Annotated in this window: 16 protein-coding genes; 10 read left to right on the top strand and 6 right to left on the bottom strand. The window is 64.6% G+C overall.

Annotated elements, in window-relative coordinates; genetic code table 11:
* Positions 1–56 precede the first annotated feature (56 nt).
* Complete coding sequence (locus WC739_RS08870; RefSeq protein WP_372952656.1) at positions 57–1,424, top strand: aminotransferase; 1,368 nt, start codon at positions 57–59, stop codon at positions 1,422–1,424.
* A gap of 120 nt (positions 1,425–1,544) precedes the next feature.
* Here WC739_RS08870 and WC739_RS08865 read toward each other — a convergent pair whose 3' ends face one another.
* Positions 1,545–2,225, bottom strand: a complete 681-nt coding sequence (locus WC739_RS08865; RefSeq protein WP_372952655.1) for a GntR family transcriptional regulator — start codon at positions 2,223–2,225, stop codon at positions 1,545–1,547.
* 90 nt (positions 2,226–2,315) lie between these two features.
* Positions 2,316–2,900 (bottom strand): VOC family protein, encoded by a 585-nt coding sequence (locus WC739_RS08860; protein WP_372952654.1) that lies wholly within the window; start codon positions 2,898–2,900, stop codon positions 2,316–2,318.
* A gap of 106 nt (positions 2,901–3,006) precedes the next feature.
* On the opposite strand from WC739_RS08860, the gene WC739_RS08855 reads away from it, so the two are divergent.
* Positions 3,007–3,927 (top strand): aminotransferase class IV, encoded by a 921-nt coding sequence (locus WC739_RS08855; RefSeq protein ID WP_372952653.1) that lies wholly within the window; start codon positions 3,007–3,009, stop codon positions 3,925–3,927.
* Positions 3,927–4,694, top strand: a complete 768-nt coding sequence (locus tag WC739_RS08850) for an SDR family NAD(P)-dependent oxidoreductase (protein ID WP_372952652.1) — start codon at positions 3,927–3,929, stop codon at positions 4,692–4,694. Before WC739_RS08855 ends, WC739_RS08850 begins: the two co-directional genes overlap by 1 nt.
* A 7-nt stretch (positions 4,695–4,701) precedes the next feature.
* Here WC739_RS08850 and WC739_RS08845 read toward each other — a convergent pair whose 3' ends face one another.
* From WC739_RS08845 to WC739_RS08830, 4 genes are all read right to left on the bottom strand, one after another.
* Positions 4,702–6,888 carry a thiamine pyrophosphate-dependent enzyme gene (locus WC739_RS08845; RefSeq protein WP_372952651.1) on the bottom strand — a complete coding sequence of 729 codons (2,187 nt, stop codon included), beginning with the start codon at positions 6,886–6,888 and terminating at the stop codon, positions 4,702–4,704.
* 157 nt (positions 6,889–7,045) lie between these two features.
* Positions 7,046–8,425, bottom strand: coding sequence for an FAD-binding oxidoreductase (locus WC739_RS08840; RefSeq protein ID WP_372952650.1), 1,380 nt, complete (start codon positions 8,423–8,425; stop codon positions 7,046–7,048).
* Positions 8,426–8,455: 30 nt separating this feature from the next.
* Positions 8,456–9,577 (bottom strand): NAD(P)/FAD-dependent oxidoreductase, encoded by a 1,122-nt coding sequence (locus WC739_RS08835; RefSeq protein ID WP_372952649.1) that lies wholly within the window; start codon positions 9,575–9,577, stop codon positions 8,456–8,458.
* A 2-nt stretch (positions 9,578–9,579) separates the two neighbouring features.
* Positions 9,580–10,269 carry a GntR family transcriptional regulator gene (locus WC739_RS08830; protein ID WP_372952648.1) on the bottom strand — a complete coding sequence of 230 codons (690 nt, stop codon included), beginning with the start codon at positions 10,267–10,269 and terminating at the stop codon, positions 9,580–9,582.
* 161 nt (positions 10,270–10,430) lie between these two features.
* Here WC739_RS08830 and WC739_RS08825 point away from each other — a divergent pair, with 161 nt between their 5' ends.
* The 7 genes from WC739_RS08825 (at position 10,431) to WC739_RS08795 (ending at position 20,650) form a co-directional block, all read left to right on the top strand.
* Positions 10,431–11,807 (top strand): aspartate aminotransferase family protein, encoded by a 1,377-nt coding sequence (locus WC739_RS08825; protein WP_372952647.1) that lies wholly within the window; start codon positions 10,431–10,433, stop codon positions 11,805–11,807.
* Positions 11,808–12,060: 253 nt separating this feature from the next.
* Positions 12,061–13,119 (top strand): TMAO reductase system periplasmic protein TorT, encoded by a 1,059-nt coding sequence (torT, locus tag WC739_RS08820; protein ID WP_372952646.1) that lies wholly within the window; start codon positions 12,061–12,063, stop codon positions 13,117–13,119.
* Between the two features lie 118 nt (positions 13,120–13,237).
* A complete protein-coding gene (locus WC739_RS08815; RefSeq protein ID WP_372952645.1) occupies positions 13,238–14,725 on the top strand; it encodes a sugar ABC transporter ATP-binding protein in 1,488 nt (495 codons plus the stop codon).
* Positions 14,722–15,750 carry an ABC transporter permease gene (locus tag WC739_RS08810; RefSeq protein ID WP_372952644.1) on the top strand — a complete coding sequence of 343 codons (1,029 nt, stop codon included), beginning with the start codon at positions 14,722–14,724 and terminating at the stop codon, positions 15,748–15,750. The genes WC739_RS08815 and WC739_RS08810 overlap by 4 nt, the downstream gene beginning before the upstream one ends.
* Positions 15,747–16,733 carry an ABC transporter permease gene (locus WC739_RS08805; RefSeq protein ID WP_372952643.1) on the top strand — a complete coding sequence of 329 codons (987 nt, stop codon included), beginning with the start codon at positions 15,747–15,749 and terminating at the stop codon, positions 16,731–16,733. The genes WC739_RS08810 and WC739_RS08805 overlap by 4 nt, the downstream gene beginning before the upstream one ends.
* A gap of 28 nt (positions 16,734–16,761) precedes the next feature.
* Positions 16,762–18,822, top strand: coding sequence for a hydantoinase/oxoprolinase family protein (locus WC739_RS08800; RefSeq protein WP_372952642.1), 2,061 nt, complete (start codon positions 16,762–16,764; stop codon positions 18,820–18,822).
* A 28-nt stretch (positions 18,823–18,850) separates the two neighbouring features.
* Positions 18,851–20,650, top strand: coding sequence for a hydantoinase B/oxoprolinase family protein (locus WC739_RS08795; protein ID WP_372952641.1), 1,800 nt, complete (start codon positions 18,851–18,853; stop codon positions 20,648–20,650).
* Positions 20,651–20,780: the final 130 nt, after the last annotated feature.

Here is a 20,780-nt window from a genome sequence, read left to right as displayed (position 1 = left end):
TTATAAGATACTGACTTGGCCCGCAAGAACAATCGTCTGCCCGGGGGGACCAGGAAATGCCTCACAATTCGGCCCGTGCCATCGACATGAGCCTGCATCTGCATTCGCAGACGGATCCGCGCCGGCATGAGCAGGACGGGCCGCTGATCATCACAGGGGGTGATGGCGTCCATGTCCGCGACGATGCCGGCAACCGTTACATCGAAGGCATGGCCGGGCTGTGGACCGCCTCGCTCGGCTTCAACGACAAGAGACTGGCCGACGCCGCCAGCGCCCAGTTCGCCAAGCTTGCCAACTATCACACCTTCAACCACCGCTCGAACGAGCCCTGCATCGACCTGATCGAACAGCTCGCCGCCCTCTCTCCGCTGTCGCCGTGCCGGATATTCCTCGCCAATTCCGGGTCGGAAGCCAATGATTCCATGGTCAAGCTCGCCTGGTACTATCAGGCGGCGCGCGGCAAGCCGCACAAGCGGCGCATCATCAGCCGCAACGGCGCCTTCCATGGCAGCACGGTCATGGGCGCGGCTTTGAGCGGCTTGCCGCACATGCACCGCTCGTTTGGAATGAACACCGACGACATTCTCTATGCCGCCAAGCCGCATTTCTACCGGGAAGGGCAGGACGGCGAGAGCGAGGAGGATTTCACCAGCCGGCTTATCGAGGAGCTGGAGGCGATGATCCTGGCGGCCGGTCCCGAGACCATCGCCGCCATGATCGCCGAGCCGGTGATGGGGGCGGGTGGCGTCATCGTGCCACCGCAGGGCTATTTCCCGAGGTTACGTCGGCTGCTCGACAAATATGACATCCTGCTTCTGGCAGACGAAGTCGTTTGCGGCTTCGGGCGCACCGGCAACTGGTTCGGCTGCCAGACATTCGACGTCGTGCCCGACATGTTCTCGGTCGCCAAGGGCCTGTCGTCCGGCTATATGCCGATCGCCGCCGTGGTCATGACGGACGCGGTCTACCAGGCGGTCGCGGACGAGGCTCACGGCAACGGCGTCTTCGGACATGGCTTCACCTATTCGGGACATCCTGTTGCTTGCGCGGTGGCCGCGGAGGCGCTGCGCATCTATCTGGAGATCGATGTCGTCGGCCGCGCCAGAACGCTGGGTTCCCACATGCTGGCAGCGCTCTCTTCGGCGCTTGCCGATCATCCGATGGTCGGCGAAATCCGTGGCGTCGGCCTGCTGGCGGGCATCGAACTGGTCGCCGACCGGCGGACGAAACAGAGCTTCCCGCCGCAGATGAGGATTGGCGCGCAAGTGGAGCGCGCCTGCCGCCAGCGGGGCATCATCATCCGCAACATGGGCGATGTCCTCGCACTCTGCCCACCGTACATCATCGAGCCGGATCAGGTCGACGAGCTGGTGCGCGCGCTCGTTCTCGCCATCGACGACACCAGGGAGAGCCTCGCGTTTTGAGGCATGCCGCCATGACAATCACCACCAGACAGGACAGGCACATCTATCCCGAAGCCGGGCTTCTCACCGACGGCAATTGGGCCTCCGGCAATGCCGTTGCACACTTTCCCTGCAACGGCTCTAGGCAAACATTTCGCTGTGCTGTTCGAGCTGGAGGCGGGTTCGGCGGATGTGCCCGTAGAGGATAAGGCCTGCCTGTTCGCCGTCGCGCCGGTTCAGCGCCTCGAGGATCAACCGATGCTCATGATACACCGCCGCCATGCCTGCCTTGCCGACCAAGCCGGCGAAGGCTCGGCGATATTGCTGGGTGGTGTTCCAGAATTTGTGGATCATCTGGATGAGTTGCGGCATGCGCGCGCCCTCATAGCTCAGGAGATGGAACTCGCGGTCGAGCTGGAGGAACTCATCGATGCCGTCGGCGGTCTCGATGCGGGAAACCAGCTCCTCGAGGCGGGCGAGTGTTTCGGGCGCAAGGTTGGCGCTGCTTTCGGAGAGCGCCAGGGGCTCCAGCCTTTCGCGGATCTTGTAGATCTCGATGCATTCGGCGCGGTCGAGTTTGGATATCCAGGCGCCGCTGTTGGGGACGAGGATGACCAACCCTTCGCTTTCCAGCTGGCGCAAGGCTTCACGTACCGGGATGCGGCTCATGCCGAACTCCTCGGCGAGTTCCTCCTGGCGGACGCGGCTTCCCGGCCGCAGGCGCCCGGACAGGATGGCTTCGCGCAGCGCATCCGTCGCACGGCCGCTGGCCAGCCCGGCGCCGTTTCCTTCGCTTCCGCCGCCGGCGTGTTTCCCAGCCATGTTGTGCATGTCCCGCATGATGATGACGATTGTCCCGTCGGAGATGTTAGAGCATTGGCGGGCGGGTGGGAATCCGCGCCGGCCAGACACTCACATGGCAGGCTCTGCCGGGTGCCACAGCCTGCGCTCCGTGTCGCGTTCATAGGCCTTCCCGCCAGGAAACGAGACCAGCTCGAGCTGCATGCCCCACGGGCTGAGGAAATAGACCCAGCTTTGACCGGCACTCGGACCTTGCGTGCGGACCGTGGGCTGGCCGAGCATGCGTACGCCCCGCGATCTGAGGTAGGCGACGGCATTGTCCATGTCGTCAACGTAGAAGGCGAGGTGATGTCCGCCGACATCGCTGTTTCGGGGTGGGGTGCTGTCCTGGCCGGGGGCTGCGTACTCGAATATCTCGAAGTTGGAGCCGTGGCGGCAGCGCAGGAATTTGAGCCGCTTCATCACCGTAGCCGGATCCACGTTGAGATGGGTCTGCATCCAGTCCGCCTCGGACTGGAAAGGCCCGAGTTCGTAGAAGGGTTCGCAGCCGATCACGTCGACGAAGAACCGGATCGCCTCGTCGAGATCGGGAACGGTAAAGCCGATGTGGTCCGTGCCGCGAAGACCGGGCAGGCCCTTGCCGATATCCTTGGTTTCCATCGTCATGATCAGTGTGACATCTCGCAATTTTGGCATGACCGTATCCAACATGTGGGTGTAGGCAAGAGAAATAGCCAATCTGGCCGAATAATCTGGCATCATTGTATCCAATAGTGCGATATTGCTTTTTGAGGAGGTTTGCATGACCGACAGCATGTCCTACGACCCGTCACTGGGGGTGGCTTTCGTCAACGGGGCCTATGGGCCGCTTGCCGAGGCGGCAGTCCCGATCACCGACCGCGGCTTCCTGCGATCCGACGCGACCTACGACGTCACCCATGTCTGGAAGGGGCGGTTCTTCCGGCTCGACGACCATATCGAGCGCTTCCAGGCATCAATGCGCGGCCTGCGCATGAGCCTGCCGCTCTCGTCCTCGGAGATGGCCGAAATCCTGACGGAATGCGTGCGCCGCACCGGGCTTCGCGATGCCTATGTGCAAATGACCTGCACACGCGGTGTGCCGCCGGCCGGAACCCGCGATCCGCGGCTCTGCCAGAACCGGTTCTACGCCTTCGCGCAGCCCTTTGTCTGGATCGCTAATGAGGAGCAGCGCCGCGACGGGCTCAGGATGGTCGTGAGCTCCGTGCAGCGGATTCCACCGGAATCGCTCGATCCGCGCATCAAGAATTTTCATTGGCTCGACCTCACCCTGGGCATACTGGAGGCTTATGACAACGACGCGATCGTCGCGGTGCTCAATGACGGCAAGGGCAACGTCACCGAAGGCGCCGGCTTCAACATCTTCGCCGTCAAGGACGATGTTATCACCACGCCGGATCGCGGCGTCTTCGAGGGCATGACGCGCCGGACGGTGATCGAACTTGCCGGTGAGGCGGGTGTCACCTGTCAGGTCCGGCCGCTGCCGATCGAGGAATTGCGCGATGCCGATGAGATATTCATCACCAGCTCGGCTGGCGGCATCATGCCGGTGACGGTGCTCGACGGGCGCATCTACGGCAATGGCAAGCCCGGATCGGTCACCAGCCGCATCCACGACCTGTACTGGGCCGCTCATAAGGCCGGCCCGCTCTGCACGCCGGTCGATTACGAGGCTGCGCAGTGATGAGCGAAACGGCACAGCGCGTCTTCCTGGTGACGGGCGGCACGCGCGGGATCGGCGCTGCCTGCGTTGAGCGCCTGTCGGCAACCGGCGCGCGCGTCGTTTTCACCGGTCGCGACCAGAACGCCGCCGACGATGTCCTGGCGGCGGTTCCCGGCGCCATCTTTGCCGCCGGCGACGCAACCAGCGAGGCAGACTGCCGCCGTGCGGTGAACATCGCGCTGGAGATCGGCGACGGCAGCATCGCCGGCTTGATCAACAATGCCGGCATCGGCGCGAGGCTGGCCTTCGAGCAGACGACGCTCGACGACTGGAACCGGACGATGACGGCCAACACCACCTCGGCCTATCTGTTCACGCGCCACGCGCTTGCGGGGCTGCGCGCCGGGCGCGGCTCGGTGGTGATGATTTCATCAGTTGCCGGTCTCGTCGGGGAGGAGGGGCTCGCCATCTATACCGCGTCCAAGGCGGCCTTGATCGGCCTCGCCCAGGCGCTCGCTCTCGAATACGGCTCGCAGGTGCGCTTCAACACCGTCTGCCCTGGTCAGATCGCGACGCGGATGATGGCCCGGACGCTCGCCATTCCCGGTCGGCGGGAAAGCCTGGAGAAGCGCATTCCCGTTGCGCGGCTGGGCACGCCCGAGGATGTCGCCGAAGCGGTCGCCTGGCTGCTGTCTTCCGCGGCCGGGTTCGTCAACGGTGCTGTGTTGAGCGTGGACGGTGGCGAGACCGCCGGCTTCATGACCGCGCCCAGCGATCAAGCCGGCTGACTGAATATCAATCCAGCGGCCGGCCCTGGTCGGCCATGACGCGGCGCAGGCCGCGCTCGATGTCGGCGGGGCGGGTGCAGGCGGCGGCTTCCAGCACCCTGGAGATGCTTGGCGAAGCCTCGCCGCCATGCACACGCTGGATCGGCTGGTCGAGCCAGTCGAAGCTCCGGTTCTGGATCTCGGCGGCGAGCAGCCCGCCATAGGAGGTGCCGCGCGCCCCTTGTTCGACAATCAGGACATTGCCGGTCTTGCGGATGGATGCTTCGATCGTCTCCCAGTCCAGTCCGGCGCGATCGAGCGAACGCAGGTCGATGATTTCGGCATCGACGCCAAGACGCTCGACCGCTTCCAGCGTCGGCCGCACCATGGCGAGATAGGTCAGGATCGTCATCGCCGTGCCGCTGCGCACGATCTTCGCCTTGCCGAGCGGAATGAAATAGTCGAAATCGTCGGCCGGGGCCGGCCCGGTCGAATTGTAGAGATCGACATGTTCGATGACGAGGACAGGATCCTGGCAGCGCAGCGCGCTGTTCATCAGCCCGACATAGTCGAATGGCGTCGATGGGGCGACGATGCGCCAGCCCGGCGAAGTGGCGAAGATACCGGCCGGGTCCATCGAATGCTGTGACCCGTATCCGGTGCCCATGGCGACCTTGGTGCGCAGCACCAGTGGCACATTGATGTCGCCGCCGAACATATGGCGTGCCTTGCCGATCTGGTTGAAGACCTGGTCGGCCGCCACCCACATGAAATCCGGATACATGAATTCGACGACCGGAACATAGCGGCCGTCCATGGCGATGCCGCCGGCGAGGCCGGTGAAGGCGGCTTCGCTGATCGGCGTGCCCAGCACCCTGTCGCTGAAGGCGGCGGCAAGGCCGCGCGTCGCGCCGTTGGTGCCGCCCTTCAGCCGGTGGACGTCCTCGCCCAGCACCACGATCCTCTCGTCCTCCTCCATGCGCCGGTGCATGACGCCGGCCACCATGTCGACGAACTTTGCGTCGTCGACGATCGCACCGGCGAAGGTCTCCAACTCCTCGATGCGCAGTCCGGCGAGTTCGGAGAGGTCTCCGCGTATGCCGCTGTCCCGGAAACCTTCCTCCGGCCAGAGCGCCGGCTTGATGCGGTTCTTGCCTTGCACCTGTTCGACAAGCTCGGCGGCGACATCGGCCATCAGGGCGAGTGCCCGTTCGCGCAGCGCCGCCACCCCGATCGCGCCGATGATCTGGCGCTGTTCCATTTCCGCAGCCAGCCGGTCGAGCGGGTCGCGCGCGCGCCAGGCAGCCTCCTCGGTCTTGTCACGATAGCCGAAGGCGCTGCCCGGCAGCGGGCCGTTCTGGTGGAAGTAGCGATAGACGTCGGCTTCGATGATGGTCGGGCCACCGCCGTTGCGCATCACGTCCATCGCCTCGCTTGTCGCCAGATAGACGGCAAGCGGATCCATGCCGTCGACCTTCCAGGCCGGAATGGCAAAGGCCGACCCGCGTGCCGACAGGCGCGGCTCCGCCGTCGCTTCCTCGACATTGGTCGAGACGGCGTAGCGATTGTTCTCGATGAAGAAGCAGAGCGGCAGCTTCCAGGCCGCGGCGATGTTCATCGTCTCCAGCACCGAGCCGATGTTGACCGCGCCATCGCCGAAATAGGTAAAGGCGACATCGCCCTTGCCGGCGCGTCTGTGTGCCCAGGCGGCACCTGCCGCCAGCGGCACGCCGCCGCCGACGATCGCGTTGGTGCCGAGGTTGCCGGCCTGCGCCCAGCGCAGGTGCATGGAGCCGCCGCGCCCTTGGCAAAATCCCTGCGCGAGGCCAAGGATCTCGGCGAGCGACCTTTGCGCCAGGCCGCGAATGGCCGGCGAGAAGTCCGTGCCATGCGCCATGCCGTCCGGCGCAACATAGCGGATCGACTTGGCGAGGAACTGGTGATGCGCGCGGTGCGATCCGTTGATCTGATCGCTGGCGCGCATCAGTGTGGTCGAGCCGACGGCGCCGCCCTCCTGGCCGATCGCCGAGTGAGCGGGGCCGTGGACGAGGCCCTGGCCGGCGAATTCCAGAACTTTTTCCTCGAAGGCGCGAACGAGATGGGCCGAAACCAGCATCGACTCCAGCACGGCTGGATCGGCGTCGTCCCAGTCCTCCCGTGTCGTGCGGAGCTCCCGCCACGCTGCCAGGGGGGCCAATGCGATATGCTCGGGCATAACTCTTCCTCCGGGCTTCCAGCGGCTCGTGACAACTTCATTGGATACATTACTGGTATTCAATGCCGAATGAAATCACGTTTTCACATGGAATCGGCCAAAATGGATACATTAGGACGGCGATGATGTTGCGACGGCCGTGCCCGACCTGCCGCGATCAGACCACCTTGCCGGGATTCATGATGTTCTGCGGATCAAGGGATGCCTTGATCGTGCGCATCAATGCCCGTTCGGTCGGCGGACGGAACCTGTCAGCCAGCGCCACCTTGGCCTGGCCGAGGCCGTGCTCCGCGGCGATCGAGCCGTTGTGCCGGACCACGATTTCGTAAATCGCCTCGGACAACCGCGCATCGGCGCTCGCGAAGTGACGGCATCCTTGCGGCGGCGACAGATTGAAATGCACGTTGCCGTCGCCAAGATGCCCAAACGGATTGACCCTGACGCCAGGCAGCACCGTCTCCGCCGCCGCCGACGCTTCGGCGACAAAGGCCGCGAGCCGCGCGACCGGCACCGAGACATCGTGCTTGAGCTGTGCGCCCTCCAGCCGCTGTCCTTCCGGGATCTCCTCGCGCAAACGCCAGAACGTGGTGCGCTGCGTCCTGCTTGCGGCAATCGCTCCGTCGAGGACGGTTCCATCCTCAAGCGCCTCGGAGAGCGTTCTTTCCAGGATATCGTCGGCCGAAATATCCGGCATCGACGTGGCAAGCTCAGCCAGGACATAGACCGGTCCCGGCGTTTCGAGCGGTCGTGCCAGGCTCTGCACATGCTTCAGCGCCATGATCACGCCGGGCTCGCCGAAAAACTCCATCGCCGTCAGCAGATCGCCGGTACGGTTGCGCAGGAGGGCGCCGACGCGAAGGGCGGCCTGGAGATCGGGCAGGGCAAGCAGGGCCGTCGCATGGGCTACCGGGAGAGGCGACAGCCGCAGCACCGCCTTGGTCACAATGCCAAGCGTCCCCTCGGCACCGCAAAAAAGCTTGCGGAGCTGGTAGCCGGCATTGTCCTTGATCAGCGCGCGGGCGCCTTCCCACACTTCGCCGCTGGGCAGCACCACCTCCATGCCCAGCACGAGGTCCTGCATCATGCCGTGGCGCATGGCGTGGCTGCCGCCGGCGTTGGTGCCGATCAGGCCGCCGATCCGGGCGCTGCCTTCCGCGCCGAGGTGAAGCGGAAAGGCGAGGTTCTGGTCGGCAAGCGCCTGATGCAGGGCGCCCAGCACAACGCCGGCCTCGACGGTGGCGGTGAGATCGACAGCATCGATCGACAGGATGCGGTTCATGCGCGCCAGCGACAGGATGATCCCCGTCCGTCCGGCGCTCAGCACGCTGCCGCCGTTGAGCCCGGTGTTCCCGCCGTGCGGCGTGATGGCGACGTTGTGCCGGGCGCACAGCCGAACGACGGCGGCGATCTCGTCGACGGAGGCGGGGCGGGCGAGCCCGAGCGGCGGCTGCCCATGGCGATCCAGCCAATCGCGGCCGTGCGCCGCCAGGTCGGACGGCTCGGTCGACCAGCCGCGTGTGCCAAGCAGTTCACGCATGGCGGCGTCGAAGATCTCCTGCATCGGCGGTCAGCGTGTCCCTGGCGTCAGAATGCGCGCGACATGCTCGGCGATCGCAAGGCTGGAGGTCAGGCCGGGGCTTTCGATGCCGAACAGATTGACCAGCCCCTCGATGCCGTGATCCGCGGCGCCTTGAATGACGAAGTCGCTGTTGGCGTCGCCGGGACCGGAGAGTTTTGGCCGGATCCCGCTATAGGCAGGCTGCAGGCTGCCATCGACCAGGCCGGGCCAGTATTTGCGGATCGCATCGTAGAAGCGCTCGCCGCGTGCCGGATCGACGCGGTAGTCGAGCGTATCCGTCCATTCGACGTCCGGCCCGAAGCGGGCTGTGCCGCCGAGGTCGAGCGTCAGGTGCACGCCGAGGCCACCGGGCTCGGGCACGGGATAGACAAGCCGGGAGAACGGGGCGCGGCCGGCAACTGAGAAATAATTGCCCTTGGCATAGCGAAGCACCGGCAGGAAACGCTCGTCGAAGCCGCTGAGCGAGCCGGCAAGCGCGACCGCGCCAAGGCCCGCGGCGTTTATGAGGCGCGACGTGGCGATCTCGAAGCGCTCGCCGCTGACGCCGTCCATTGTCTTGAGCACGATGCGACCGGGCTCGCCACGGCCCGAAACGATGCGCGTGTTGAGGGAGAGCATGGCGCCGTGCGCCTCGGCGTCGCCAAGCAGGGACAGCATCAGGGCATGGCTGTCGATGATGCCGGTGGAGGGGGAAAGCAGTGCCGCCGTGCATTGCAGTGCCGGCTCCAGAGCCTGAGCCTCGGCGGCGGTCAGGAAACAAAGGTCGTCGACACCGCAGGCGACGGCATTGGCGAAGACGGAAGCGAGCACCGGCTCCTGGGCTTCGTCCGTGGCGACGATCAGCTTGCCGCAGCGCCGGTGCGGCACCGAGCGCTCGGCGCAGTAGCGATAGAGCATCTCGCGCCCGGCGAGGCAAAACCGCGCCTTCAGCGACCCCTGCGGATAGTAGATGCCCGCGTGGATCACTTCCGAATTGCGCGAACTCGTCTCGGTGCCGATGGCGTCGGCCGCTTCGAGGATCAGCGTGTCGAGCCCCTGCGCCGCCATTTGGCTTGCTACCGCCAGACCGATGACGCCGGCGCCGGCAACGATGCAGTCAACCTGTTCCATGCTCAGCCAGCCTTTGCCGTATCGGCGGCGTGCCTGCTGAACAACCGCTCCAGGATCACGTTGCCGCCTTCGGTGATGTCGGCGATGATGGCGCGTTCCGAGGCGTCGGCATCCCCTCTTTCGACGGCTGCGAGTACCGCGTGGTGGTTGTCGATCATGGCGCGGCCTCCTTCATGGTAGGATTCTGCGATGAGCGGCCCCATCTGCAGCCAGAGCCGGTTCAGGATGCCGCGCAGCACCACCATCCCGGCAATGTCGGCGAGCGCGAAGTGGAAGGTCTGATTGAGTTCGAGCCCTTCCGTCCAATTCTTCGTGGCGATCGCATGCTCGTTGAGGGCGATGAGATCGCGCAGCCGATCGACATCCTTGGCCGTCGCCTTGAGCGCGGCCTCCCGCGCGGCGAGCCCTTCGAGCTTCAGCCTTATCTGGCGGATCTCCCGATAGCGCTCCAGCGTGATGATGGGGACGCGCACCTCGCGCGCCGACTTCTGCACCAGCGCCTCGTCCTGGATCAGGCGCAGGATCGCGTCGCGAACGGGCGTGACACTGGTTCCCAGCGATTGGGCCAGGTCGCGGATCGTCAGCCTCGCATCGGGTGCGAAGCGTCCCTTGATCAGGGCCTCCGCGACGCGCGCGTAGACGGTCTCGCCGAGGTTCTCGCGCTCGAGGGTCTCGAAGCTGAAATTCGCCATGCTGTTTTCCGTCCCGGACTTGCCAGCCTTCCACAGGGCTTGACACTATATCTTATAAGAAACATGATGCATCAAACAGCACAATGCAAGAGCGAGCGTTTGGCGCCCAAAGAGGGAGGCGGCACGTTTCCTGCTCGAAAGGCCTGCAGACAGGAGCCATCATGGACACCAGACCCAATTCCCCCGAAGCGCGCGACATCCGCTATCACATGCATGGCTATACCAATGCCCGCAAGCATCAGGAAACAGGCCCGCTCGTCATCGAAAAGGGCGACGGTATCTATGTCGAGGACATAGCCGGGAATCGCTATATCGAAGCAATGGCCGGCCTCTGGAGCGTCGCTGTCGGTTTCTCCGAACAGCGGCTGATCGACGCCGCCACACGGCAGATGTCGAAACTGCCCTTCTACCACGACTTCGGCTCGAAGGCGCATTCGCCGTTGATCGACCTCGCCGAAAAGCTGGTGCAGATGGCGCCGGTTCCGATGAGCAAGGCGTATTTCACCAATTCCGGCTCCGAGGCCAACGACACGGCCATGAAGATGATCTGGTACCGGTCGAACGCGCTGGGCCAGCAGGCTCGCAAGAAGATCATAAGCCGCAAGCGCGGCTATCATGGCGTGACCATAGCCTCGGCCAGCCTGACCGGGCTTCCGAACAATCATCTCTCGTTCGACCTGCCGATCGCCAACGTGCTGCATACGTCGACCCCGCACCATTGGCGCGATGCGCAACCCGGTGAGAGCGAGGAGCAGTTCTCGACCCGGCTGGCCGAAGATCTGGAGGCGCTGATCCTCGCCGAAGGGCCTGAAACCATCGCGGCCTTTATCGGCGAGCCGATCATGGGTGCCGGCGGCGTCGTCGTCCCCCCGGCGGGCTATTGGCAGAAGATCCAGGCGGTGCTGTCGAAATACGACATCCTGCTGGTGGCTGACGAAGTCATCTGCGGCTTTGGCCGCACCGGCGAGATGTTCGGTTCGCAGACCTTCGGCATCAAGCCCGACATCATGGTGCTGTCCAAGCAGATTTCGTCGTCCTACCTGCCGATCTCGGCCCTGCTCATCAACGACAAGGTGTTCGAACCGATCGCCGACGAGAGCGATCGTATCGGCACCTTCGGGCACGGCTTCACCGGCGGCGGCCATCCCGTGGCGGCAGCCGTGGCATTGGAGAATGTGAAACTGATCGAGGAGCGCGACCTGGTCGGCAATGCACGCACGGTCGGCGCGCACATGCAGGAGCGTCTGCGCGGGCTTGCTGCCCATCCGCTGGTCGGAGAAGTGCGCGGTGTCGGCCTCATCGCCGCGGTCGAACTGGTTGCCGACAAGGCCGGCAAGACGCCGTGGGGCAAGACCGGGGCGCTGGGCGCGCTGGTCAATGGCTTCCTGCAGCAGAACGGCGTCATCTCGCGCAACATGGGAGACGCGATCGCTTTCTGCCCGCCGCTGATCATCACTGAGGGCCAGGTCGACACACTGGTCGATGCGTTCGCCCGGTCGCTGGACGCCGCGCTGCCGCAGGTCGGGTCGCCCGGTTGAGCACTTCGGGCATTGCCGTCGCGCCCACCCGATAGCCGTCCCTCCTGCGTTGACATATAAGATATAAGATGTACGTTGATTGTCATAAAAAGTTGGAATGGATACATAAGAACGAAATAGCGCGTTTAAAGTTTGAAATGCCAACGGAGAAGTGGCAGATTGGATACAAAGACGGCGATCGGGTTGAGACCAATCGATCGGGAGCAGTAAACTCAAGGCCCTACAAGGGCGCTCGTTCAAATGGGAGACTGACATGAGTGGATTGAAGAAAGTTATGGCCCTGGCGCTGTCGGCGACAGTCCTTTCGGCCGGAATGGCGCATGCCGCCGATTGGTGGCCTTTCAAGATTGCCTCGGCGAAAAACGGCGATCTGAAGAATGTGCAGGAAATCGAGTACAAGCCGCTGGACAAGGCGGAGAAGCCCTGGAAGCTCTGCGTGCTCTTCCCGCATTTGCAGGACAGCTACTGGGTGTCGGTCGACTATGGCATCGTCCAGGAAGCCAAGCGGCTTGGTGTCAAGGTGACGGTGCTGCAGGCCGGCGGCTACACGGCGCTGCCGAAGCAGATTTCGCAGTATGACGACTGCGTCGCAGCGGGCGCCGATGCCATCCTGATCTCGGCGATCTCGGAAGCCGGCGTGGCCGCCAAGATCGGCGAAGGCATGAGCAAGGGCATCGTCAACATCGCCGTCGCCAATCCGATCCTGGAGACGCCGATCACGGCCCGCATCACGCCCGACTTCTACCAGAAGGGTTTCCAGACCGGCGAGTATGTGAAGAAGTATCTCGGCGACAAGCAGGGCTCAGCGGTTGCCTTCCCCGGCCCGCAGGGCAGCGGCTGGGCTGAAACCTACATGAACGGGTTCCGCGACAGCACCAAGACCGGCAACGTCAAGCTGCTCGCCGAAATGTTCGGCGAAGCCAGCGTGCCGGCGCAGCTGAAGCTGGTCGAGGATGCGCTGCAGACGCATCCGGACGTCAACGTTATCTGGGGCGGCGCGCCCACGGCAGAAGCCGCGATCGGCGCGGTGGCCGATGCCGGCCTCAGCAATGTGACGATCATGTCTTCCTACGAGAACCAAACCATGCTGAAGGCGGTCAAGGACGGCACGGTGCTCGGCTTTGCCACCGAGTATCCGGTCATCATGGGGCGTATCGGCGTTGACCTCGCCGTCCGGGCTCTGGAGAAGAAGGAGCACGAAAAGGTCCTGCTGGTTGCCCCGGGCATCGTTACCAAGGACAATGTCGACAAGATCGACACGACCCAGATCTTTGCGCCGGATGGCTGGCGCCCGGAATTCTCGGTCGAATAGGCAAGGGGAGGGGCCGCCGACGCGGCCCACCACCTCGCGCTCGCAACGCGATCCTCCCAGCCTGGCCGCTGCTCCAGCGGCGGTCAGGCAATTTGCCGGCTTTGGACCTTGGGACGAGATGCTGGAAGTTACAGGATTTACCAAGAGATTTCGCGGCATCGCTGCGCTCGACAATGTCGACTTCTCCCTCAAGGAGGGCGAGGTCCACGCGCTGCTTGGCGAAAATGGCGCGGGCAAGTCGACGCTCATCAATCTCATCGCCGGCACGTTCCCCTGGGCGGAAGGCGCCTACAGCGTCAACGGACGCACCATCACCAGCCTGACGCCGCAAGTGGCGCAGGAGATCGGCATCGCGGCGGTCTTCCAGGAATTCAGCCTGGTGCCCGACCTGACCGTGGTCGAGAACATATTCCTCGGACGCGAGCAGTCGTCCGGTCTCTTCCTCAAGCGCCGGCAGATGCGCCAGGCGGCCGAGGAGTTGCTGGACGGGCTCGGCTTTCAACTGCCACTGGACGAGAAGGTGGCCTTTCTGTCGCGCGCCCAGAAGCAGATGGTCGAGATCGCCAAGGCGCTGCGCATGCGGCCGAAGGTGCTTATCCTCGACGAGCCCACCGCCTCGCTCACCGATGGCGAGGCCGAGAAGCTCTTCAGTGCCGTTGCGGTGCTCAAGGCGCGAGGCGTCGGCATCATCTATGTCTCGCACCGGATGAGCGAAATCCGCAACCTCTCCGATCGCGTCACGGTGCTGCGCGGCGGCAAGAAGATCGGCACGGTCGTGACCGCCGAGATTTCGGACGAAGGGCTGATCGAGATGATGGTCGGCCGCCCGGTCGACCAGCTCTTCCCAAAGATCGAGCACAAGCCCGGACCGGTTAGGCTCGAGGTCCGAGATCTCACCACGCAGAAGCGCTCCGTCATCGGCGCTTCGATCACCGCGCGCGCCGGCGAAGTCGTCGGCCTTGCCGGCCTCGTCGGCTGTGGGCGCAGCGAACTCTGCCGTGCCGTCTTCGGCCTGGAGAGCATCGAGACGGGCACGATCAAGCTGGGTGACAAGACGGTGGAGCGGCCTTCGCCCGTGTCGATGCTCGCCGGCAATGTCTGCTATTTCCCGGCCGATCGCGGATCGGAGGGCCTGGCGCTTGCGCGGCCGGCGCGCGAGAACGCCACCATGAGCTCGCTCGACCTGCCGGCGCTGTCGGCCGGTCCAGTGCTGAAGTTCTGGCGCGAGAACGAGACGATCAGGACGCCGCTCGCCAACCTCGCGCTTCGGCCGATGGCGCCCGAGCGCAAGGCGTCGGCCTTCTCCGGCGGCAACCAGCAGAAGCTGATGCTGGCGCGCGGGCTGATGAAGTCCTTCGATGTCTATCTGTTCGACGAGCCGACCGTCGGCATCGACGTCGGCGCCAAGGTCGATGTCTACAATCTCATCAAATCGCTGGTCGAGGCCGGCGCCTGCGTCGTCGTCTCGACATCCGAACTGCCGGAGCTCATCAACCTCGCCTCGCGCGTCTACGTCATGCATGAGGGCAAGGTGGTGGCCGAACTCGACCATGATGAGCTGAGCGAAGCCCGGGTGCTGTCGCACTACTTCGGAGGGTACGCATGAGTTCGGATTCGGCGACGATTGGATCGGCTGTCGCGAACCCCCGGCATCAGGCGAGCCGGCTCGATCGTTTTCTCATGCAGGGCGGCATTGTCATCACCTTCCTCGTCGTGGCGGTGGTGGTCACGGCGCTGATCGAACCGCGCTTCCTCAACCGGCTCAACCTGCTCAATGTGATGCGCAACTTCGCATTGCTGCTCATCCCGTCGCTGGCGCAGATGCTGGTGATGACGGCCGGCGGCTTCGATCTGTCCGTGGGTGCCGTGGTGGCCGCCACATCGGTCGTGACGGCCGCGATCATGCTGGTCGGCAGCGGCTATTTCCCCGGCATGGAGCTTGCCGTCATCCTGGCCTCGTTTGTCGTTGCACTCGGCGTCGGCGCCCTTGTCGGGCTGGTCAATGCCGGGCTCGTGTCGACCTTCTCGCTCTCGCCCTTCATGGTTACGCTGGCGATGATGTCGGTGCTGATGGGCATCGCGCTCTATTTCACGCAGGGCATACCGATCTATGGCGTGGCCGATTCCTTCATCGCCAATGTCGGGCGTGGCCAGTTTCTCGGCCTGCCCATCGTGCTGTGGGCTGCGCTGGCGGTGCTCGCGGCCTGTATTGTCATGCAGCGCTTTACGGCACTTGGCCGCCACATCTATGCGGTCGGCAGCGATCAGCGCTCGGCCCGTCTGTCCGGAGTGTCCACCACCCGCACGCTGATCACGGCCTATATGCTCGCCGGCCTGCTGGCCGCACTCACCGGTTTCCTGATGACGTCGCGGCTGGGGTCCGGCCAGTCCACCATCGGCGGAACGCTGGCGCTCGAGACCATCGCTGCCGCCGTCATCGGTGGTGTGTCCCTGCGCGGTGGCGTCGGTCGCGCGGAGCTGGTGGCGCTCGCAGCGTTGTTCCTCGCGGTGATCGCCAATGCGATGAACCTGGTCCAGGTCGACAGCAAGTATCAGACGCTCGTGCTCGGTGCGGTGCTGATCCTGGCACTCGCCATCGAGCGGCTTCTGTTGAGAAAGCGGCAGGCATGAGCACCGGAACCAAGACGCAAGCCATCGCGGCATCCGGACTGTCGCTGAAGGAGATCCTGCTCGCCGCGCGCCTGCCGATCGCTATCCTGGTCACGCTCGCGCTGTTCGGCCTGGTCGAGCCACGCGTGCTGTCGTTTGCCAACTTCCGCAACATCGCGCTCCAGGCAAGCTATCTCGCTATCTTCGCCATGGCGCAGACCATGGTCCTGCTGACGCGCGGCTTCGATCTGTCGCTGGGCTATACCGTCTCGCTGGTCAGCGTCGTTGCGTCCATGGCGATGGTCGCGATGGGCGGTGGCGACGCGTCGATCTTCTACGGCGTCGGCGCTGCCGTTCTCGTTGCCGGTGCGATCGGTCTCGCCAATGGGCTGCTGATTGCCGGCATCGGCATCAACCCGCTGGTGACGACGCTCGGCGTGGCCAACATCGTGCTGGCCCTGGCCTCCACGATCAGCGGCGGCTTTCCCGTCACGGGTCTGCCCAAGAGCCTCAGCGCAGACTTCGCGCAGGGCTCGATACTCTCCATTCCGGTTCCGATCTGGGCTGCCGGCCTCGTGTTCATGCTGCTCTTCCTGACGCTCAAGGCGACACGGTTCGGCCGCAGCCTGTACATTGTGGGCGCCAATCCGAGGGCAGCCGTCGCGGCCGGTATCCGCACCGTGCCGGTGCTGGTGCTGGCCTACGTGCTGTGCGCGCTTCTTGCCGCGCTGGGGGCGCTGCTGCTCACCGCCCGCACCGGCTCCGGCGAACCCAATCTCGGCGGCAATCTCACGCTGGAGGCGATCGCTGCCGCGGTGGTTGGCGGCGTGCGCCTGTCGGGCGGCGAGGGCGGCGTCGGCGCGGCGGTGCTCGGCGCGCTGTTCGTCACCGTGCTTTCCAACGGCATGAACCTTGTCCAGATCGACGGCTATCTGCAGCAGATCTGCCTGGGCGTCATCATCATCGTCAGCCTGATCGTCAATCGCGACGAAGCCAGGCGCTGAGACTCACCAAACCTTTCGGGAACCTCGTATGGCATATCAAGTCTGCATCGACATTGGCGGCACCTTCACCGACTGCCTTGTCTCGAACAGCAAGGGTGAGATCGCCATCTTCAAATCGCCGACGACACCGGGCGAGTTCGAGAAGGGCTTCATCAATGTGCTGCACGTGACGGCTGCGGGGTATGGCCTCGACCCGGCTGATTTCATGAAGCAGATCGACCTCGTCGTGCACGGCTCGACGGTCTCGACCAACGCGCTGGTCGAGCGCAAGACAGTCAAGGTCGGCTTGGTGCTGAACGACGGCCACCAGGACATCCTCGTGCTGCGCGAAGGTCCGCGCAAGGGCGCGTTCCAGTGGCGCCTCAACTATCCCGATCCCTATGTGCCGCGCCATCTGACCAAGACGGTCGCCGGCCGCATTGATGCCCGCGGTCGCGAGCTGGAACCGCTGTCTCTGGATGGGGTCCGCAAGGCCGCAGCCGAGTTCCGCGACCTCGGCGTCGAGGCGATCGCGGTCGGCCTGCTGTGGTCGGTGGTCAACCCCGCGCATGAGCTCGCCGTGCGCGACATCCTGCAGCAAGAGCTTGCCGGCATTCCTGTGACGCTCAGCCATGAGATCAACCCGATGCCGCGCGAGTACAAGCGCATCATCGCGGCCGCCATCGATGCCTCGATCAATCCGATCGTGCGGACCTACATCGAAAAGCTGAAGACGGCGCTGGATGAAGAAGGTTTCGAGGGCGAATTGCTGCTTGCCAACTGCGTCGGCGGCATGATGCCGCTCGCCGACATGATCAGGAAGCCGATCTACAGCGTCATGTCGGGGCCGACGCTGGCGCCGATGGCGGCGCTGGCGCTCTCCGATGAGCCCGACATCATCGTCGGCGATATGGGCGGCACCACGTTCGACGTCTCGGCGCTACGCGACCACCAGATCATTGTCACGCCCGACAGCATGATCCATGACGATTCCCTCGGCATTCCCAAGGTCGACGTCCGTTCCGTGGGCGCCGGCGGCGGCTCGATCGCCTTCGTCGACGAAGGCGGGCTGCTGCGGGTCGGCCCGAGGAGCGCGGGCGCGCGGCCCGGTCCCGCATGCTACGGCCAGGGCGGCACCGAGCCGACGGTGACGGATGCCAATGTCGTGCTCGGCATCGTCGATCCGGACTATTTCCTCGGCGGCAAGATGCAGTTGAAGCGAGAACTGGCCGAGGCCGCCGTCGACAAGATCGCGACGCGGCTAGGCGTGTCGCGGCACGAGGCGGCCTACGCCATCTACACCACCAGCAACCACAACATGGTCGCGGCGATCGAGGAGATCACCGTTCGCGAGGGCATCAATCCACGCGACAGCTTCTTTGTCTGCGGCGGCGGCGCGACTGCCATCCACATCGCCGAGATGGCCGACATTCTGGGGCTCAAGCGCTACATGGTGCCGCGCTTCATGGCCGGGCTCAGCGCCTTCGGCGGCCTGATCTCCGATATCCGTTCCGAGGAAAGCGCGGTTCTGCTCACCTCGGACGCCGACTTCAACGCGGTCGGCATCAACGAAACGCTCAAGCGGCTGAAGCAGAAAGGCAACAACTTCCTCGCCGAGGCCGGCGTCACGCCGGAAAACCGGCAGTTCGAATTCTCCTTCCTCGGCCGCTACGAGTATCAGTCGTTCGAGATCGAGGTGCCCTTCGAAGCCATGGACGGTGCCGTGTCCGAAGGCGATCTGCCGGAGCTGGTCGAGGCCTTCCACAAGATGCATGAACGCATCTACTCGATCCGCGCCGACAACGATGTGGTCGAATTCACGGCCTGGAAACTGCGCGCCATCGGCAAGCGCTCCGGCCAGGACATCTGGCAGAAGAACACGCTTCCCGATCAGGTCGGCACGATCGACCAGAAAGCCAGCCGCGGCATCTACCAGCAGGAAAGCGGGCGCGTCGAAACCGTGCCGGTCTACGATCTGGCGCGACTGGGCGCCGGCGCGCAGCTCGCCGGACCATGCCTGGTCGAGGCCGAGACCTTCACCGCCTACCTCAAGAACCAGCATCAGGGCGAAATCGACCGCTACGGCAATCTGGTCGTCAATGTCGCCTAGTTCAACAACCGCACAAGGGAACGACCCTATGGATACCATCAACAGGCTCGAGCTCGACGTCGCCGACCGGCGGGTCGACCCTTTCCTGATGTCGGTTCTCAAGAGCCGCTTCGAGGCGATCGTGCGCGAGATGACGCTGGTCGTCATGCGTGCCAGCCGCTCGGCGGTGATCAAGAACGCGCGCGACTTCTCCTGCGCCATCCTGACCTACGACCACAAGCTGGTCTCGGTCGAGGACGCCCTGCCGATCCATGTGATGTCGATGGACATGGCGACGCGGCCGCTGACCGACCTCTTCGACGACATCACGCGCGGCGACATCTTCCTCAACAACTGTCCCTACACCGGCGGCACGCACCATGCCGACCTGATCATGGCGATGCCGGTGTTCTTCGAAGGCGAGCCCTTGTTCTGGGTCGTGGCGCTGTCGCATCACGCCGATACCGGCGCGCCGGTGCCGTCGACCTATCTGCCCTTCGCCAAGAACATCTTCGAGGAAGGTTTGCACTTCCCATGCGTGCGGGTGGCGCAGAATTACGAGGAGAAGAAGGACATCCTGCGCATCGGCACGATGCGCAACCGCGTGCCGGACATGTGGCTGGGCGACGTGCGCGCGCAGATCGGCGCATGCCGCACCGGCGAGCGCCGCATCGGTGAATTGTTCGCGCGCTACGGGCGCGACACGATCCTGGGCTTCGTCGAGGACTGGTTCGACTATGGCGCTCGCTGCGCCAAGGCGGCCATCGCCAAGCTGCCGGCCGGCAGCTACAGCTATGAAACGCGCCACGACCCCGTGCCCGGCGTCGCCGACGAGGGCATTCCGGTGCGGATCACCATCAATGTCGATCCAGACAAGGGCGAAATCGTCGTCGACGTGCGCGACAACATCGACAACGTGCCGGGCGGCCTCAACCTCTCGGAGAACACCGCCACCGGCTCGTGCCGCATCGGCGTCTTCAACAATCTCGACGAGAGCATTCCTCACAATGAGGGCGCCAAGTCGCAGATCAAGGTGCTGCTGCGCGAGGGGAGCGTCGTCGGCAAGCCGAAATATCCGGTGGGCACGTCGGTCGCGACCACCAATGTCAACGACCGGCTGATGATCGCCGGCAACTGCGTCTTCTCGCGCATGGGCGCCCCTTACGGACAGGCCGAAAGCGGTTCGCATCTTCCGGCCGGTGTCGGCGTCATCTCCGGCCAGGACCCGTTCAAGAACGGCAAGTCCTATGTCAACCAGGTCTTCGTCGGCTATGCCGGCGGCGGCGCCCGCCATGGCTATGACGGCTGGCTGACCTATTGCGGCCCGGCCAATGCCGGCCTCATCCAGCTCGACTCCGTCGAGGTCGACGAATCGATGTATCCGATCGTCATCGAGCGGCGCGGCGTCCTTCCCGGCTCGCAAGGGTTCGGCGAATTCGAGGGCGCACCCGCCACGGGCGGCGTCTTCTACCCTCTCGACCACGACATGATGATCGTCTACGCCGCCGACGGCACCAGTTTCCCGCCACGCGGCGTGCTGGGCGGCGGCGACGGCAAGGAGAGCGAGACAATCAAGCTCAGGAGCAGCGACCGGATCGTGCTGCCTGCCTTCAGCGAGGAGACGATCGAGGACGGCGCCAAGATCGAGTTCACGGCTTGCGGCGGCGGGGGCTACGGCGATCCGCTGCAGCGCGACCCGAAGCGGGTCGCGGCGACAGTCAATCGCGGCTGGCTGAGCCGCGAGGACGCCGGTTCGGTCTATGGCGTCGCCCTGAAGGACGCGGCGGAGCCTGGACTGCTGGCCGTCGACGAGGCCCACACCGCCACGCTTCGCGCCAGCCGGCGCTGAACGGCGAGAGACTGGCCGGCATCTCCCGGGATTGCTCCCGGGGGGTAGCGGCCACCGGCCAAAGCAATTCCAGGAAAAATTCCCGGGAAAGCGCGCAAGCGCTTTCCCTTGGGAATTGCGTCAAAGCAAA

Source organism: Mesorhizobium sp. (assembly GCF_041661565.1).
Taxonomy (GTDB): Bacteria; Pseudomonadota; Alphaproteobacteria; order Rhizobiales; family Rhizobiaceae; genus Mesorhizobium.
The sequence above is the reverse complement of the archived record's forward strand: the minus strand, read 5'-3'. Positions and strand labels throughout refer to the sequence as shown.

Coding starts and splice junctions, on each gene's coding strand:
- WC739_RS08865 (WP_372952655.1), bottom strand. CDS start 2,225: ATGGCTGGGAAACACGCCGGCGGCGGAAGCGAAGGAAACGGCGCCGGG.
- WC739_RS08800 (WP_372952642.1), top strand. CDS start 16,762: ATGGCATATCAAGTCTGCATCGACATTGGCGGCACCTTCACCGACTGC.
- WC739_RS08795 (WP_372952641.1), top strand. CDS start 18,851: ATGGATACCATCAACAGGCTCGAGCTCGACGTCGCCGACCGGCGGGTC.
- WC739_RS08855 (WP_372952653.1), top strand. CDS start 3,007: ATGACCGACAGCATGTCCTACGACCCGTCACTGGGGGTGGCTTTCGTC.
- WC739_RS08870 (WP_372952656.1), top strand. CDS start 57: ATGCCTCACAATTCGGCCCGTGCCATCGACATGAGCCTGCATCTGCAT.
- WC739_RS08830 (WP_372952648.1), bottom strand. CDS start 10,269: ATGGCGAATTTCAGCTTCGAGACCCTCGAGCGCGAGAACCTCGGCGAG.
- WC739_RS08850 (WP_372952652.1), top strand. CDS start 3,927: ATGAGCGAAACGGCACAGCGCGTCTTCCTGGTGACGGGCGGCACGCGC.
- WC739_RS08860 (WP_372952654.1), bottom strand. CDS start 2,900: ATGCCAAAATTGCGAGATGTCACACTGATCATGACGATGGAAACCAAG.
- WC739_RS08835 (WP_372952649.1), bottom strand. CDS start 9,577: ATGGAACAGGTTGACTGCATCGTTGCCGGCGCCGGCGTCATCGGTCTG.
- WC739_RS08815 (WP_372952645.1), top strand. CDS start 13,238: ATGCTGGAAGTTACAGGATTTACCAAGAGATTTCGCGGCATCGCTGCG.
- WC739_RS08810 (WP_372952644.1), top strand. CDS start 14,722: ATGAGTTCGGATTCGGCGACGATTGGATCGGCTGTCGCGAACCCCCGG.
- WC739_RS08845 (WP_372952651.1), bottom strand. CDS start 6,888: ATGCCCGAGCATATCGCATTGGCCCCCCTGGCAGCGTGGCGGGAGCTC.
- torT (WP_372952646.1), top strand. CDS start 12,061: ATGAGTGGATTGAAGAAAGTTATGGCCCTGGCGCTGTCGGCGACAGTC.
- WC739_RS08805 (WP_372952643.1), top strand. CDS start 15,747: ATGAGCACCGGAACCAAGACGCAAGCCATCGCGGCATCCGGACTGTCG.
- WC739_RS08840 (WP_372952650.1), bottom strand. CDS start 8,425: ATGCGTGAACTGCTTGGCACACGCGGCTGGTCGACCGAGCCGTCCGAC.
- WC739_RS08825 (WP_372952647.1), top strand. CDS start 10,431: ATGGACACCAGACCCAATTCCCCCGAAGCGCGCGACATCCGCTATCAC.